The sequence below is a fragment of the Paraburkholderia fynbosensis genome, assembly GCF_902859935.1.
GTDB classification, from domain to species: Bacteria; Pseudomonadota; Gammaproteobacteria; order Burkholderiales; family Burkholderiaceae; genus Paraburkholderia; species Paraburkholderia fynbosensis.
The window spans coordinates 58,117-72,600 of record NZ_CADIKI010000007.1; the positions used below are offsets into that span (position 1 = coordinate 58,117).

Genomic DNA, 14,484 nt, shown 5'->3' on the forward strand with positions numbered 1-14,484 from the left:
GCAACCGCCGCACCGTGTTCCGGCGCGGCGGTCGATGCCATTGTCATCGAACACAATGGCAATGCGGCGTCACATGCCGCAGATTGCGCGAGAGGCGCGTACCGCTTTTTATCGTTAGTCGTTCTGCAGCTTCCACTTGCCGTCGACGATCTGTACGATCACGCGCGCACGCTTGTCGAGGCCGTTGTGGTCCGTCGTCGTCGTGTTCATGATGCCGTGCGACACCGGCAATTCCTTGATGTTTTCGAGCGCGCCGCGCAGCGCCACGCGGAATGCTTCAGTGCCCGGCTGAGCCGTCTTCAGCGCGACCGGAATCGCCGCTTGCAGCATCTGGCCGGCATCCCATGCGTGACCGCCGAAGGTCGCCACGGAGCCCGCTCCATACGCTTTCTCGTACGCCGTCTTATACGCTTGCGACGACTTCTTCACCGGATTCGAATCCGGCAACTGGTCTGTCACGAGGATCGGCCCAGCGGGCAGGAATTCGCCCTCGCAATCCTTGCCGCACACGCGCAGGAAGTCGTTATTCGCGACGCCGTGCGTCTGGTAGACCTTGCCCTTGTAGCCGCGCTCCTTGAGCGTCTTGGCCGGCAGCGCCGACGGCGTACCAGCGCCGGCGATCAACACGGCGTCGGGATTCGCGCCCATCGTCTTGAGCACCTGGCCGGTCACCGATGCATCGGTGCGGTTAAAGCGCTCGTTGGAAACGATCTTCAGCTTGTGCGCGGCAGCCGCAGCCGTGAAGACGTTGTTCCAGCCGTCGCCATACGCGTCCGCGAAGCCGATGAAGCCCACCGTCTTCACGCCGTGATGCTCCATGTAGTCGGCGATCGCGTCGGCCATCAGACTGTCGTTCTGCGGCGGTTTGAAGGCCCATGCGCGCTTCGCGTCCATCGGCGAGATGATCGCCGCCGATGCCGCCAGTGAGATCACCGGCGTCTTGCCTTCGGCGGCGGCGTCGAGCATCGCGAGCGAGTTCGGCGTGACGGTCGAACCGATGATCGCGTCGACGTGGTCCTCATCGATCAGCTTGCGCGTGTTCTGCACGGCCTTGCCGGTATCCGAGCCGTCGTCGAGCACGATGTACTGCACCGTCTTACCGCCGATCTCTTTCGGCAACAACGCGATCGTGTTCTTCTCAGGAATCCCGAGCGATGCAGCCGGCCCCGTCGTCGACAACGTCACCCCGATTTTCACCTGGGCAAACGCCGCACCGGCACCGCACATCAACGCCATCGCGATGCCGGTGCGTACCCATTGCCTTGTCTTGTTCATTGCGAGTCTCCAAACGCCTTGAAGCGCGTATCTGTAATCCGGCTTGACGACCGGGTGTCTGAATCTAGTTATAGGGTTCAGGTGTGCCAAGCATGGTTTTCCCCGCTCGGCGCGAATACCTTCGCCGTTTTGTTGGGTGCCGCTCCCCTCTCTCACCACTACTGCCAACCGCCGCGATTTCCTGCGGCCGTCGCCTCACTTCCCGACTTCGAATTCAAACCGCCAAACCACTAACATATTAGTAGTATTGCGTTCTGCATCATTGACGGTCAATAGACCGCTAGGCAAATGCGGGTTTGTCCTGAAGCGACCGAACCACACTTTTCACGTGACACCGCGCAATAAAAAAGACGCGTCAACTGCACGCGTCTTTTTCAATGAGGTTCCTCGTCGTTGCGCCTTTGCTCAGTCGCCGGCCAGCTTCCACTTGCCGCCGACGATCTCCACCATCACGCGCGCCCGCTGGTCGAGGCCAGCGTGATCGTTCGCGCTCATGTTGAAGATGCCGTGCGACGCGGGCAGGTCTTTGGTGTTCTCCAGTGCTGCACGCAGTGCCTCGCGGAACGCTGGCGTGCCCGGCTGGCCCTTCTTCAGCGCAAGCGGAATCGCGCGTTGCAGCAGCAAGCCGGCATCCCACGCATGACCGCCGAAGGTCGACACCGAGCCGGCGCCATAAGCGGTTTCGTACGCGTGCTTGTAGGCGAGCGCGGTCCTCTTCACCGGGTTCGAATCGGGCAGTTGATCGGCGACCAGCAGCGGTCCAGCGGGCAGCCAGGTGCCTTCGCAGTCCTTGCCGCACACGCGCAGGAAATCGTTATTCGCGACGCCGTGCGTCTGGTAGTACTTGCCCTTGTAGCCACGCTCCTTGAGCGTTTTCTGCGGCAGCGCGGCCGGCGTGCCGGCCCCCGCGATCAGCACCGCATCCGGGCTCTGCGACATCATCTTCAGCACCTGACCCGTGACCGACGTGTCGTTGCGCGCAAAGCGCTCGTTCGCGACGATCTTGATCTTCGCGAGATCAGCGGCCTTACCGAACTCCTTGAACCAGCTCTCGCCGTACGCGTCCGTAAAGCCGATGAACGCGACCGTCTTCACACCGTGATTCGCCATATGCTGCGCAATCGCGGTGGCCATCAGAATGTCGTTTTGCGGTGTCTTGAAGACCCACGCGCGCTTCGCGTCCATCGGTTCGACGATGCTCGCGGCGGCGGCCATGGAGATCATCGGCGTGCCGCTTTCGCTGGCGACGTCGATCATTGCGAGCGAGTTCGGCACGACGGTCGAGCCGATCAACGCATCCACGTGATCTTCACTGGTGAGCTTGCGTGCGTTCTTGACCGCTTGGGTGGAATCGGTCGCATCGTCGAGCACGATGTAGTCGATTTTCTGACCCGCCACCTCTTTAGGCAACAACGCAACGGTGTTCTTTTCCGGAATACCGAGCGAGGCGGCCGGCCCCGTTGCCGACACAGTGACGCCGATTTTCACGTCCGCGAATGCATGACCGCTCCATGCTGCGGATACCCCGGTGGCGACCAATGCCGCGCTGATCCAACGCAATGCCGACTTCATCCCGCTCCTCTATTAACACCGTTATTCGTTCGAATTTAAAAACTACGGATTTTAATACCGACCCAGTGGTCGGTGAATAGCGAGTTTAGCGGACGAAAGCCCCACGCTGCAAGCGTTTTGCAGGGTTATACAGTGTGATGTCGTGGCCGCTTCGGCGAATAAAAAAGAGCCGCCGAATTAGCGAAAGAATGGAATGACGCTATAGCAAAAGCACAAATAAAAAGCGCTGTTGGATATCAATCCAACAGCGCTTTCGTCTGGGCACTGAGTGCCTCATTGTCTCCTCGTTCTCCACCTGCAAATTTCGTGGTGCATCAGAACTGCATGAAGGTTAAACGACCACCCCCTCTGCTACAACTAGCAATTACCCTAGTGGTGCAGTGCGGCACCGAATTGGGGCACGTTGGGCCGCCCTTGCCGACGTGCGTGCAAGCGCTATCCGGTTTCGCGATTCACATGCTCCGTGCGTCGAGGGGTGCCGAATTAGATCGGACACCGAATCAATTTCGCATCTCACCATGCCCCCTTCTACGCACCGCACATCAGGCCCGCAACGGCCGCACCCGCGCAATGATCTCGCCGACGATACCGCGCCGGAACGCCAGCACACACGCAATGAAAATCACGCCGGTCACGATCGTCACCGACTCGCCCAGCGAACGGAACCAGTCGATGCCGGTCGTCGCCGCGAGCGCCCCACCGATGTCGCCGAGCCGGTCTTCCAGCGCGACAATCAGCGCGGCGCCGAGCAAAGGTCCGAACAACGTCCCCATACCGCCGACGAGCGTCATCAGGATCACCAGACCGGACATGGTCCAGTAAGCGTCGCTGAGCGTCTCGAAGCCTTGCACGAGCACTTTGAGCGACCCCGCGAGACCGGCCAACCCCGCCGACAGAATGAACGCGAGCAGCTTGAAGCGATCCGTATCGTAGCCGAGCGACACGGCCCGCGGCTCGTTTTCCTTGATCGCCACCAGCACCTGGCCGAACGGCGAGTGCACGATCCGCACGATCAGCAGGAAGGCGAGCACCATCACGATCAGAATGACGAAGTACAGCGTGACATCTGAGGACAGATCCAGCAAACCGAACAGCTTGCCGCGCGGCACGCCTTGCAGGCCATCTTCGCCATGCGTGAACGGCGCTTGCAGGAACACGAAGTAGACCATTTGCGCGAGCGCGAGCGTCACCATCGCGAAGTAGATGCCTTGGCGGCGAATCGCGAAAATTCCGACGATCAAGCCGAGCAAGGTCGCCACCGCGGTGCCGGCAATCACACCGAGTTCGGGCGAAAAGCCGAGCGTCTGCATCGCATAACCCGTGACGTAACCGGCCGACGCCAGAAACATCGCGTGTCCGAACGACAGCAATCCCGTATAGCCGATCAGTAGATTGAACGCCGCCGCGAACAGCGCGAAGCACAGCACCTTCATCACGAAAAGCGGATAGATGCCGAGCACAGGCACCGCAATAAGCCCGATCAGCAGCAGACCGTAGAGCACTTTTCTCTGCATCATTTTTCCTTGCCGAAGAGGCCCGCCGGGCGCACCAGCAACACGAGCGCCATGATCACGAAGACGACGGTGGCCGACGCTTCCGGATAGAACACGCGCGTGAGCCCCTCGATTACGCCGAGCATGAGACCGGTGAGTATCGAGCCCATGATCGAACCCATCCCGCCGATCACGACCACGGCGAACACGGTGATGATCATCGGCTGGCCCATCAGCGGCGACACCTGAATGACCGGCGCGGCCAGCACGCCGGCGAACGCGGCCAGCGCTACGCCGAAGCCGTAGGTCAGCGTGATCATCAGCGGCACGTTGACGCCGAACGCCTCGACCAGTTTCGGATTCTCAGTGCCTGCGCGCAAATAGGCGCCCAGGCGCGTCTTCTCGATCACGAACCATGTCGCGAAGCAGACCACCAGCGACGCGACGACCACCCACGCGCGATAGTTCGGCAGGAACATGAAGCCGAGATTGGTCGCGCCCGAAAGCGCCGACGGCACGTCGTACGGCTGGCCGGACGAACCATAGATCGAACGGAATACGCCTTCAACGACGAGCGTGAGCCCGAACGTCAGCAACAAGCCATACAGATGATCGAGCTTGTACAGCCAGCGCAGCATCGAGCGTTCGATCGCGATGCCGAACAGCCCGACAAGCAGCGGCGCCAGCACCAGCATCACCCAGTACGGCAAGCCGAAATACGACAGCCCCATCCACGCGAGCATCGCGCCGAGCATGAACAACGCGCCGTGCGCGAAGTTGATCACGTTGAGCAAGCCGAAGATGATCGCCAGCCCGAGACTCAGAATCGCGTAGAACGAGCCGTTCACGAGCCCCAGCAGAAGCTGGCTCAGCATCGCCGGTAGCGGAACGCCAAAGATGTCCATTGAAGCCCTTAACCCCTGAAGCCATCGCTTAGGTGAGATCGCTCACGCACGATCCGGCCTGCGCGCGACAGGCGGCAACAGCGCCCATCGCGCGCGGCATGTGAAACGGTTTACCCTCTGCCTGCCGCCCACCGCCCATCCAGCGCGCGCGACGAGACTTCGACAGGCAGACGGCCTCAAGACCCTCGATCCACGCTCACTTCCACGCCGCGCAGCGCGTTTCCGCCTTGGTCGTGAACGCCTGCTCGCCGGGGATCGTCGCGACGATCTTGTAGTAGTCCCACGGCTCTTTGGATTCGGCCGGCGTCTTCACCTGCATCAGATACATGTCGTGGATCATGCTGCCGTCCTGACGCACGTAGCCCTTCGCGTAGAAGTCGTCGATCTTGGTCTTCTTCAACTGCGCCATCACCTTGTCGGAGTCGGTCGAGCCGACTGCCTGTACGGCCTTCAGGTAGTTCATCGTCGCCGAGTAGTCGGCGGCCTGCAGGCTCGACGGCATCTTCTTCATCTTGTCGAAATAGCGCTGCGCCCACTTGCGCGAGTTGGCGTCCTTGTTCCAGTACCAGCTATCCGTCAGCACCAGACCTTGCGTGGTGTCCAGACCCAAGCTGTGTACGTCGTTGATGAACATCAGCAGCGCGGCGATCTTCATCGTTTTGTTGATGCCGAATTCCTTGGCGGCCTTGATCGAGTTGATCGTGTCGCCGCCGGCATTGGCGAGGCCCAGAATCTGCGCCTTCGACGCTTGCGCCTGCAGCAGGAACGATGAGAAGTCCGACGCGGACAGCGGATGGCGCACCTCGCCCAGCACCTGACCGCCATTCGCTTTCACCACGTCCGACGTGTTCTTTTCGAGCGCCTTGCCGAACGCATAGTCAGCCGTCAGGAAGAACCACGTCTTGCCGCCCTGTTTGGTCACCGCCGAACCCGTGCCCTTGGCCAGCGCGGTCGTGTCATACGCATAGTGGATCGTGTACGGCGTGCACTGTTCGTTGGTCAGCGTATCTGCGCCCGCGCCGATGCTGATGTAGACCTTGTGCTTCTCCCCCGCCACTGTATTCATCGACAGACCCGTCGCCGAGTTCGTGCCGCCGATCAGCATGTCCACGCCATCACGGTCGAACCACTCCCGGGCTCGCGACGCGGCGATGTCCGCCTTGTTCTGGTGATCCGCGTAGACCAGCGTGATCGGCTTGCCGTTGACCTTGCCGCCGAAGTCGGCGATCGCCATGCGAATCGCTTCGAGGCCGCCCGGGCCGTCGATGTCCGCATACAGCCCCGACAGATCGGTGATGAAGCCGATCTTCACTGCATCGTCGGCCGCTTGCGCGCTGCCCATCGTGAGAGCGGCGCCGGCCGCGACCGCGAAACAAACTGAGGCAAGCCGCGCGAGTGGGTTCTTTTTCATTCATGTCTCCTGGGTTCTTCGCTTGTGGTTATCAGAGGCAATCGGGCGCGTGGCTATAGGTTCATACGCCCAGTAAATCGTGCAGCACCGGCATCTTGCCTTCGAGTTCGTTCGCCTCGAAGTGCTCGACGATCGAACCGTGCTCCATCACGTAGAAGCGATCGGCAAGCGGCGCGGCAAAACGGAAATTCTGTTCGACCATCACGACCGTATACCCGCGCGCCTTGAGCGTGACGATCATGCGAGCAAGCGCCTGCACGATCACAGGCGCGAGTCCTTCCGAGATTTCGTCGAGCAGCAGCAGGCTCGCGCCGGTGCGCAGAATTCGCGCAACCGCCAGCATCTGCTGCTCGCCACCCGAGAGGCGCGTGCCCTGGCTCATGCGGCGTTCCTGCAGATTCGGAAACATCGAATAGATTTCTTCGAGCGACATCATGTGCGCCTTGTCGCCGACAGGCGGCGGCAGCAGCAGATTTTCCTCACACGAGAGGCTCGAAAAAATGCCGCGCTCTTCAGGGCAATAACCGATAGCGCAATGCGCGATGCGATGCGTGGGCAAGTTGATCGTTTCGCGTCCGCCGATGCGGATTGAACCGGTGCGCCGGCCGGTCAGCCCCATGATCGCGCGCAGCGTGGTGGTGCGGCCCGCACCGTTGCGGCCGAGCAGCGTGACCACTTCGCCGCGGTGCACCGTCAAATCGACGCCATGCAGGATGTGGGACTCTCCGTACCACGCCTGCAAGCCCGCGATCTCCAGCGCGGGCGCGGCATCGCCCGTGCCGCTCACTTCGAGGCCTTCGCGCTCGACAATCGTATTCATGCGTGGGCTCCGGCGAGCGCCGCGTCGGCGCTGCCCATATAGGCTTGCATCACGAGCGGATTCTTCGACACTTCCGCGTAGCTGCCTTCGGCAAGCACCTCGCCCCGTTGCAGCACGGTGATCGTGTCGGAGATACCGGCGATCACGTTCATGTTGTGCTCGACCATCAGGATGGTGCGGCCGCTCGATACTTTTTTGATCAACGCCGTGACGCGGTCGACGTCTTCATGCCCCATGCCTTGGGTCGGTTCGTCGAGCAGCATCAGTTCAGGCTCCATCGAGAGCGTGGTGGCGATTTCCAGCGCGCGCTTGCGGCCATATGACAGTTCGACGGTCGGCACATCGGCGAAATCGGTCAAGGCAACCTGGGTGAGCAGATCCATGGCGCGGTCGTCGAGCTGGCGTAGCGTACGCTCGCTCTTCCAGAAATGGAATGACGTGCCGAGCGAGCGCTGCAATCCGATGCGCACGTTCTGCAATGCTGTCAGATGCGGAAATACCGCGGAAATCTGGAACGAACGGATGATGCCGCGCCGCGCGATTTGCGCCGGACGTTCGTGCGTGATGTCGACGCCGTTGAAAACGATCTGACCTGCAGTCGGTTCGAGAAATTTGGTGAGCAGGTTGAAGCAGGTGGTCTTGCCTGCCCCATTCGGGCCGATCAGCGCATGGATCGAGCCACGGCGCACGCGCAGGTTCACCGCGTTCACGGCGATGAAGCCTTTGAACTCGCGAGTCAGGCCACGCGTTTCGAGAATCGTATCGCCGAGAATCATGTTCCCTTCCATACGGAGTAAGGCGAAGCATTACGATCTTCCGCGCAAAGCTCTGCGCGACTTGTTATGACGGCGGCACCCCTTGCCGCTCGTTGGCGTGCTGCACCAATCCGGACGGTAATCCATGGCGCGGCACGCAGCATGGCTGCCATTGTCGCGCCAATGATGCAGCGCATTCATTGGGATTTGCACTTAGTGAAGCGTATCCGCCCCGTGCGTGGCCAGCGGCGCGGGCGATGCGTACGGGAGCGGTCGTGAGACGGCGGCCGGTGAGACGCCGGTTCGGCAAACATGACGGATGTCTAATATCGTAGACCGTGCTGCCGCTCAGACGCTGCCTTGTCACACAGCGGACATCGAAGGCGCTGCGCTGGTTTGCTGCGCGACACTGCCGCTCACACGTGCGCGGCGATCTTCACGGATCATGTCGCTCGCACGTTCGGCAATCATCAGCGTGGGCGAGTTCGTGTTGCCCGAGGTGATGTACGGCATCACCGATGCGTCGACCACGCGCAATCCGTCGACGCCAAGCACGCGTAGCCGGTTGTCGACCACCGCGGCCGGATCATCGCTCGTGCCCATGCGGCAGGTCCCGACCGGATGGAAGATGGTCGTGCCGACCGCGCCGGCGGCCTGCTGCAGTTCCGCCTCGGTCTGATACTGGATGCCCGGCAAAATCTCCTGCGGCCGATAACGTGCGAGCGCCGGCGCCGACGCGATACGGCGCGTGAGACGCAACGCGTTGGCGGCGACGTGGCGATCGTAATCGGTGGACAGATAGTTCGGCGCGATCAGCGGCGGCGCCGATGCATCGGCCGATTCGATGTGGATGCTGCCACGCGAAGTCGGCCGCAACTGACACACCGACGCCGTGAATGCATTGAAGCGATGCAGCGGTTCGCCGAAGCGATCGAGCGAAAGCGGCTGCACGTGATATTCCAGATCGGGACGCGTGAGCGAACGGTCGGCGGGATCCGATTTGGCAAACGCACCGAGTTGCGACGGCGACATCGACATCGGCCCGCTTTGCAGCAACGCGTATTGCACGCCGATCATCAGCTTGCCCCACCAATGTGCGGACGCCGTGTTGAGCGTGCGCACGCCGTCGACTTTATAGGCCATGCGCAGTTGCAAATGATCCTGCAGATTTTCGCCGACGCCACGTAAATCCTTGACGACCTCGATGCCCAGATTCTGCAAACGCGCACCGTTGCCGATGCCGGAGAGTTCGAGCAGTTGCGGCGAGTTCACCGCGCCCGAGCTGAGGATCACTTCGCAGCGCGCCTTCGCGAGATAGTCGGTGTTGTCGCCGCGATATTCGACGCCGCAGCAACGGCGTCCTTCGAACACGACGCGCTGGGTATGCGCACCGGTGATGATCGTCAGATTCGGACGTTTGAGTGCGGGGCGCAGGAACGCTTTCGACGCATTCCAGCGAATGCCGCGCTTCTGATTGACGTCGAAGTAGCCGACCCCGGTGTTGTCGCCGCGATTGAAGTCGTCGGTGGCGGGAATGCCGCTCTGCTGCGCGGCTTTCGAAAACTCTTCGAGAATCTTCCATTTCAGGCGTTGTTTTTCGACGCGCCACGGTCCGCCCGCGCCGTGCGACTCGCTGGCGCCGCCATGATGGTCTTCGCTGCGTTTGAAGAGCGGCAGCACCGCGTTCCACGACCACGATGCATCATTGGTCACGCGCGCCCATTCGTCGTAGTCTTCGCGCTGGCCGCGCATGTAGATCATGCCGTTGATCGACGAGCTGCCGCCTAGCACGCGTCCGCGTGGATACGACAGCGCGCGTCCGTTCAGACCGGCTTCCGGCTGCGTTTTATAAAGCCAGTCCGTGCGCGGATTGCCGATACAGTACAGGTAGCCGACCGGCACGTGAATCCAGTGGTAATCGTCCTTGCCGCCGGCTTCCAGCAACAGGACGCTCACGTCCGGATCTTCGGTCAGCCGATTGGCGAGCACGCAACCGGCGGTTCCCGCGCCGACAATGATGTAGTCGAATTCGCCCTCCAGCCGCCGGGCGGCCGCTTGCGTGCTTTCGGTGTGGCTCATCGCTTCAGTCTCCTAAGCTTTTTTTCGCGCGGCCGCATTGTTCTCATGCGGCCGCGGTGTCAGGCTCTATTTGTGTTTCTGTGCGTGCGAACGCAACCGGCCCGACTATTTGGCGACTGGCATCGTAAACTCGGCGCCCTTCGCGATACTGTCTGGCCAGCGCTGCATAATGCTCTTGTAGCGCGTATAAAAACGCACGCCTTCTTCGCCGTACGCATGATGGTCGCCGAACAGCGACTTCTTCCATCCGCCAAACGAATGCCATGCCATCGGCACCGGAATCGGCACGTTGATCCCCACCATGCCGATCTCGATCTGCCGCGAGAATGCCCGCGCCACACCGCCATCGGACGTAAACAACGACACGCCGTTGGCGAACTGGTTGGCGTTGATGAGTTCGACCGCGGAAGCGAAATCCGGCACGCGCACCACGCACAGCACGGGCCCGAAAATCTCTTCGCGATAAATCTTCATGTCGGTCGACACGTCGTCGAACAATGTGCCACCGAGGAAGAAGCCCTTCTCGTGGCCCGCAACCTGATGACCGCGTCCGTCGACCACCAGCTTCGCGCCCGCCTCGATACCCGCATCGATATAACCGACCACCTTCTCGCGATGCGTTGCCGTCACCAACGGCCCCATCTCGGCTGCGGACTCCATGCCGTTGAGGATCTTCAGGCTCTTCACGCGCGGCGTCAGCCGCTCGATCAGTTCATCGGCGATATGACCCACCGCGACCGCGACCGAAATCGCCATGCAGCGCTCGCCCGCCGAACCGTATGCGGCGCCGATCAGCGCATCGACCGCCTGATCGAGATCGGCGTCCGGCATCACGACGAGGTGATTCTTCGCTCCGCCCAAGGCCTGCACACGCTTGCCGTGTTTCGTGCCTTCCGTGTAGATGTATTCGGCGATCGGCGTCGAGCCGACGAACGACAACGCGCTTACTTCGGGATGCACGAGCAGCGCGTCGACCGCGACCTTGTCGCCATGCACGACGTTGAACACGCCATCGGGCAAGCCGGCTTCCTTCAGCAATTCGGCGAGCCGGTTCGACGCCGACGGATCGCGCTCCGACGGCTTCAGCACGAACGTGTTGCCGCATGCGAGCGCGATCGGGAACATCCACATCGGCACCATCACCGGGAAATTGAACGGCGTAATGCCCGCCACCACGCCGAGCGGCTGGCGCAGATTCCAGTTATCGATGCCGCCGCCGATCTGATCGGTGAAGTCGGTCTTCAACAGATTCGGTATGCCGCACGCGAACTCGACGATCTCGATGCCGCGCATCACCTCGCCCTTCGCATCCGAAAACACCTTGCCGTGCTCGCGCGTGATCAGTTGGGCCAGTTCGTCGTGATGGCGGTCGAGTAATTCCTTGAACTTGAATAGCACGCGCGCCCGTTTGATCGGCGCGGTTTCGCTCCACGCGGGAAAGGCGGCTCGGGCTGCAGCGACCGCGGCGTCCACTTCCGCGACGCTCGCAAGCGGCACGCGCGCGCTCACGCTGCCGAGCGCAGGATTGAAGACGTCGCCGAAACGGCCGCTCGTGCCGTCGATCGGCTTGCCGTTGATGAAATGGGTCAGCGCGCGGGCGCCGCTGGTGGTGCTTGCGCTGCGGGCAGTCTCGCCCTGAAGTGTCTCGCTCATGTCTTTCCTCGTCCTGTGAAATCTTCCGCCCGCCGCGCGAGGCGCGTCAAAGGCGTGCTGAACGCCCAGCGTACGGCGCTTCGGGGCGACAAATCCAATGAGTAATGCTCAACTGCCCTATAAGCCGCGCTAATATCAGCGTATGGATCTCACTCTACTCCGGGCCTTCATCACCGTGGCGCGGGAGGGCAACCTCACGCGTGCCGCAGTGCAGCTTCACCTCACCCAACCCGCCGTCAGCCTGCAAATCAAGCATTTGCAGGAGACGCTCGGCGTGACACTGTTCACGCGGACTTCGCACGGCCTCTCGCTCACGCGCGACGGCCAGGCGCTGCTGCCCCATGCCGAACGCGCGCTCGGCGCAGCGGCCGACGTGCAGCGGGCCGCGCAGTCGCTGCGTCACGAAGTTCGGGGCCGCTTGCGGATCGGCACGATTCTCGACCCGGCGTTCCTGCGCCTCGGCGGCTTTCTGAAGCAGCTGGTGGAGGCCTGGCCGCATATCGAAACGGCCTTGCGGCATGGCATGTCGGGCTGGGTGCTGGAGCAGATTCGCGCGGGCGAACTGGATGTCGGCTACTACATCGGCCTGCCGTCCGACGACGAACCGCGCGACGGCCCCGCGTTCCACGCGCTCACGCTCACCCACTTCCAGTATCGCGTGCTGGCGCCGGCCGGCTGGAAAGACCGCGTCAAAGGCGCGCGCGACTGGCGCTCGCTTGCCGCGCTGCCGTGGATCTGGACGCCGCCCGCGTCCGCGCACAACCGCCTGCTGTCGCGCTGCTTCGGCGAGGCCGGGGTGAAACCGGTCAAGGTGGCGGAAGTGGATCAGGAGCCGTCGATGCTCGATCTCGTGAAATCGGGGGTCGGGCTCACGCTCGCACGCGACGCCACCGCGATCGCCGAAGCACATGCGCACGCACTGACCATCATCGACGGGATTACGGTGCCGACCCAGCTCAGCTTTGTCACGCTCGAGGAACGCAAGGACGAACCCGCGATTGCCGCGGCCTTGAAGCTGATCGAGCAGCAATGGGCGACCTGAATGCCGGCGTGCGCGCGGGCCGCATGCGGCAGGGCGGCTGCGATATGAGTCGCGCTAATGCCAGACGGATGCGAGGCGCTAAACGCCCGTCGGTGCGAGCAATGCTGGTAACCGCCTCTCGCGCCCTGCACCCGCTCAACAATTCATTTCCCCCCGAAACGACACCGTCACGCGGTTTTTGTTAGATTGGCGATTCGCGCTCACAAGCCGACCCCGCATCGTTTTCTGTTCCGCATGACTTCGTCCTTCCCGGCAGCTTCGCCCCGGCAACACCGGAAGCCGCCGACCACGCCATCCTTCGACAGGAGCCTGACATGGCACGCAACATCGAAATCAAAGCCCGCGCCCAGCATTTCGAGCAACTGCGCGAGCGCGCGGCGCAGCTCGCGACGGACGCGCCGCTGATCTTCCGCCAGCAGGACTTTTTCTACGACGTGCCGCGCGGCCGTCTGAAACTGCGCCAGTTCGACGACGGCACGCCGGCCGAACTCATCTTCTATCAGCGCGACGATCGCGACGGCCCGAAAGCGTCGTATTACACGCGCAGCCCCGTGACCAATCCCGAAGCGATGCACGCGCTGCTCGCCACGGCGTTGACCACGCGCGGCATCGTCACCAAGGAACGGCATGTGTATCTGACCGGGCGCACGCGGATTCATCTGGACCGCGTCGACGGTCTGGGCGACTTCGTCGAACTGGAGGTGGTGCTCGCCCAGGACGACGACGAGGAAGGCGGCCATGCCGAAGCCCACGCGATGTTCGAGCGCTTGGGCGTCGCGGAAGCGGATCTGGTGGCGGTGGCGTATGTCGATCTGTTGAACCCGGAAGGCGAGTCGAAGCAGGCCGCGTGAAGGTCACGCTACGCGAGCCGCGTCGAAATCCGCCCGGCTCTGCGTGCTACCCGCCTCAGCCAGCGGACGATCCCGGCGATAGATGAGCAAGCGGCAGCGGCCCGTTGCGCTTGAAGGTAGTCAGCACGATATTCGAGCGCACGCTGTCGACGCCGGGCACGCGCATCAATTTCTTCATCACGAAGGTCGACAGATAATTTAGATCGGGCGCGACGATGCGCAACAGGTAATCGGCGTCCCCCACCACTGCATGACATTCGAGCACTTCGGGCAACACGTCGATCTGTTGCTGGAATTGTTCGATGATCGAGTCGCCGTGATGCTTCAACTTCAAACTCGTGAAAGCGGTGACGCCGAGCCCGAGTTTCTCTGGCCGTAGCACGACGCGATAGCCGTCCACCACGCCCACCTGTTCCAGCCGTTGCAAACGCCGTCCAATTTGCGACGGTGACAGCGGCACCTGCTCGGCCAGTTGCTGATGCGTGGCCCGGCCGAAGCGCTGCAGCACGTCGAGCAGTGCGAGATCGAAGTGATCTAGTTCCAACATATCAATTGTCCGCATTTAATCGTGGTTTAATGCACGATTATTGCATATTAATGCCTAGAAACGCCAATATTGCGCCCTTCG

At 62.0% G+C, this 14,484-nt stretch carries 12 protein-coding genes; 2 read left to right on the top strand and 10 right to left on the bottom strand.

The window, feature by feature from the left end:
• Nucleotides 1–114: 114 nt before the first annotated feature.
• The 9 genes from HV770_RS13390 to HV770_RS13430 form a co-directional block, all read right to left on the bottom strand.
• Nucleotides 115–1,275: an ABC transporter substrate-binding protein gene (locus HV770_RS13390; protein ID WP_175160271.1), complete on the bottom strand. Its 1,161-nt coding sequence runs from the start codon at nucleotides 1,273–1,275 to the stop codon at nucleotides 115–117.
• Nucleotides 1,276–1,680: 405 nt separating this feature from the next.
• On the bottom strand, nucleotides 1,681–2,847 hold the full coding sequence (locus HV770_RS13395) for an ABC transporter substrate-binding protein (RefSeq protein WP_175160272.1): 1,167 nt from the start codon (nucleotides 2,845–2,847) through the stop codon (nucleotides 1,681–1,683).
• Between the two features lie 542 nt (nucleotides 2,848–3,389).
• Nucleotides 3,390–4,361 carry a branched-chain amino acid ABC transporter permease gene (locus HV770_RS13400; protein WP_175160670.1) on the bottom strand — a complete coding sequence of 324 codons (972 nt, stop codon included), beginning with the start codon at nucleotides 4,359–4,361 and terminating at the stop codon, nucleotides 3,390–3,392.
• Nucleotides 4,361–5,245: a branched-chain amino acid ABC transporter permease gene (locus tag HV770_RS13405; RefSeq protein WP_168667083.1), complete on the bottom strand. Its 885-nt coding sequence runs from the start codon at nucleotides 5,243–5,245 to the stop codon at nucleotides 4,361–4,363. The genes HV770_RS13400 and HV770_RS13405 overlap by 1 nt, the downstream gene beginning before the upstream one ends.
• 196 nt (nucleotides 5,246–5,441) lie before the next feature.
• Complete coding sequence (locus HV770_RS13410) at nucleotides 5,442–6,656, bottom strand: ABC transporter substrate-binding protein (RefSeq protein WP_121316094.1); 1,215 nt, start codon at nucleotides 6,654–6,656, stop codon at nucleotides 5,442–5,444.
• A gap of 61 nt (nucleotides 6,657–6,717) precedes the next feature.
• Nucleotides 6,718–7,476, bottom strand: a complete 759-nt coding sequence (locus tag HV770_RS13415; RefSeq protein ID WP_175160273.1) for an ABC transporter ATP-binding protein — start codon at nucleotides 7,474–7,476, stop codon at nucleotides 6,718–6,720.
• Nucleotides 7,473–8,252 (bottom strand): ABC transporter ATP-binding protein, encoded by a 780-nt coding sequence (locus HV770_RS13420; RefSeq protein ID WP_175160274.1) that lies wholly within the window; start codon nucleotides 8,250–8,252, stop codon nucleotides 7,473–7,475. The genes HV770_RS13415 and HV770_RS13420 overlap by 4 nt, the downstream gene beginning before the upstream one ends.
• Nucleotides 8,253–8,594: 342 nt before the next feature.
• Nucleotides 8,595–10,310 (bottom strand): GMC family oxidoreductase, encoded by a 1,716-nt coding sequence (locus HV770_RS13425; RefSeq protein WP_175160275.1) that lies wholly within the window; start codon nucleotides 10,308–10,310, stop codon nucleotides 8,595–8,597.
• Between the two features lie 105 nt (nucleotides 10,311–10,415).
• Nucleotides 10,416–11,963, bottom strand: a complete 1,548-nt coding sequence (locus HV770_RS13430; RefSeq protein WP_175160276.1) for a CoA-acylating methylmalonate-semialdehyde dehydrogenase — start codon at nucleotides 11,961–11,963, stop codon at nucleotides 10,416–10,418.
• Between the two features lie 142 nt (nucleotides 11,964–12,105).
• On the opposite strand from HV770_RS13430, the gene HV770_RS13435 reads away from it, so the two are divergent.
• A complete protein-coding gene (locus HV770_RS13435) occupies nucleotides 12,106–13,005 on the top strand; it encodes a LysR family transcriptional regulator (protein ID WP_175160277.1) in 900 nt (299 codons plus the stop codon).
• 314 nt (nucleotides 13,006–13,319) lie between these two features.
• Nucleotides 13,320–13,856: a class IV adenylate cyclase gene (locus HV770_RS13440; protein ID WP_175160278.1), complete on the top strand. Its 537-nt coding sequence runs from the start codon at nucleotides 13,320–13,322 to the stop codon at nucleotides 13,854–13,856.
• Between the two features lie 55 nt (nucleotides 13,857–13,911).
• On the opposite strand, the gene HV770_RS13445 is transcribed toward HV770_RS13440, so the two are convergent.
• Nucleotides 13,912–14,403, bottom strand: a complete 492-nt coding sequence (locus tag HV770_RS13445) for an Lrp/AsnC family transcriptional regulator (protein ID WP_175160279.1) — start codon at nucleotides 14,401–14,403, stop codon at nucleotides 13,912–13,914.
• Between the last annotated feature and the right edge of the window lie 81 nt (nucleotides 14,404–14,484).

Excerpts from the sequence above, each read along its gene's own strand:
- HV770_RS13445 (WP_175160279.1), bottom strand. The coding sequence starts at position 14,403 with ATGTTGGAACTAGATCACTTCGATCTCGCACTGCTCGACGTGCTGCAG.
- HV770_RS13425 (WP_175160275.1), bottom strand. The coding sequence starts at position 10,310 with ATGAGCCACACCGAAAGCACGCAAGCGGCCGCCCGGCGGCTGGAGGGC.
- HV770_RS13440 (WP_175160278.1), top strand. The coding sequence starts at position 13,320 with ATGGCACGCAACATCGAAATCAAAGCCCGCGCCCAGCATTTCGAGCAA.
- HV770_RS13430 (WP_175160276.1), bottom strand. The coding sequence starts at position 11,963 with ATGAGCGAGACACTTCAGGGCGAGACTGCCCGCAGCGCAAGCACCACC.
- HV770_RS13415 (WP_175160273.1), bottom strand. The coding sequence starts at position 7,476 with ATGAATACGATTGTCGAGCGCGAAGGCCTCGAAGTGAGCGGCACGGGC.
- HV770_RS13395 (WP_175160272.1), bottom strand. The coding sequence starts at position 2,847 with ATGAAGTCGGCATTGCGTTGGATCAGCGCGGCATTGGTCGCCACCGGG.
- HV770_RS13405 (WP_168667083.1), bottom strand. The coding sequence starts at position 5,245 with ATGGACATCTTTGGCGTTCCGCTACCGGCGATGCTGAGCCAGCTTCTG.
- HV770_RS13420 (WP_175160274.1), bottom strand. The coding sequence starts at position 8,252 with ATGATTCTCGGCGATACGATTCTCGAAACGCGTGGCCTGACTCGCGAG.
- HV770_RS13410 (WP_121316094.1), bottom strand. The coding sequence starts at position 6,656 with ATGAAAAAGAACCCACTCGCGCGGCTTGCCTCAGTTTGTTTCGCGGTC.
- HV770_RS13400 (WP_175160670.1), bottom strand. The coding sequence starts at position 4,361 with ATGCAGAGAAAAGTGCTCTACGGTCTGCTGCTGATCGGGCTTATTGCG.
- HV770_RS13435 (WP_175160277.1), top strand. The coding sequence starts at position 12,106 with ATGGATCTCACTCTACTCCGGGCCTTCATCACCGTGGCGCGGGAGGGC.
- HV770_RS13390 (WP_175160271.1), bottom strand. The coding sequence starts at position 1,275 with ATGAACAAGACAAGGCAATGGGTACGCACCGGCATCGCGATGGCGTTG.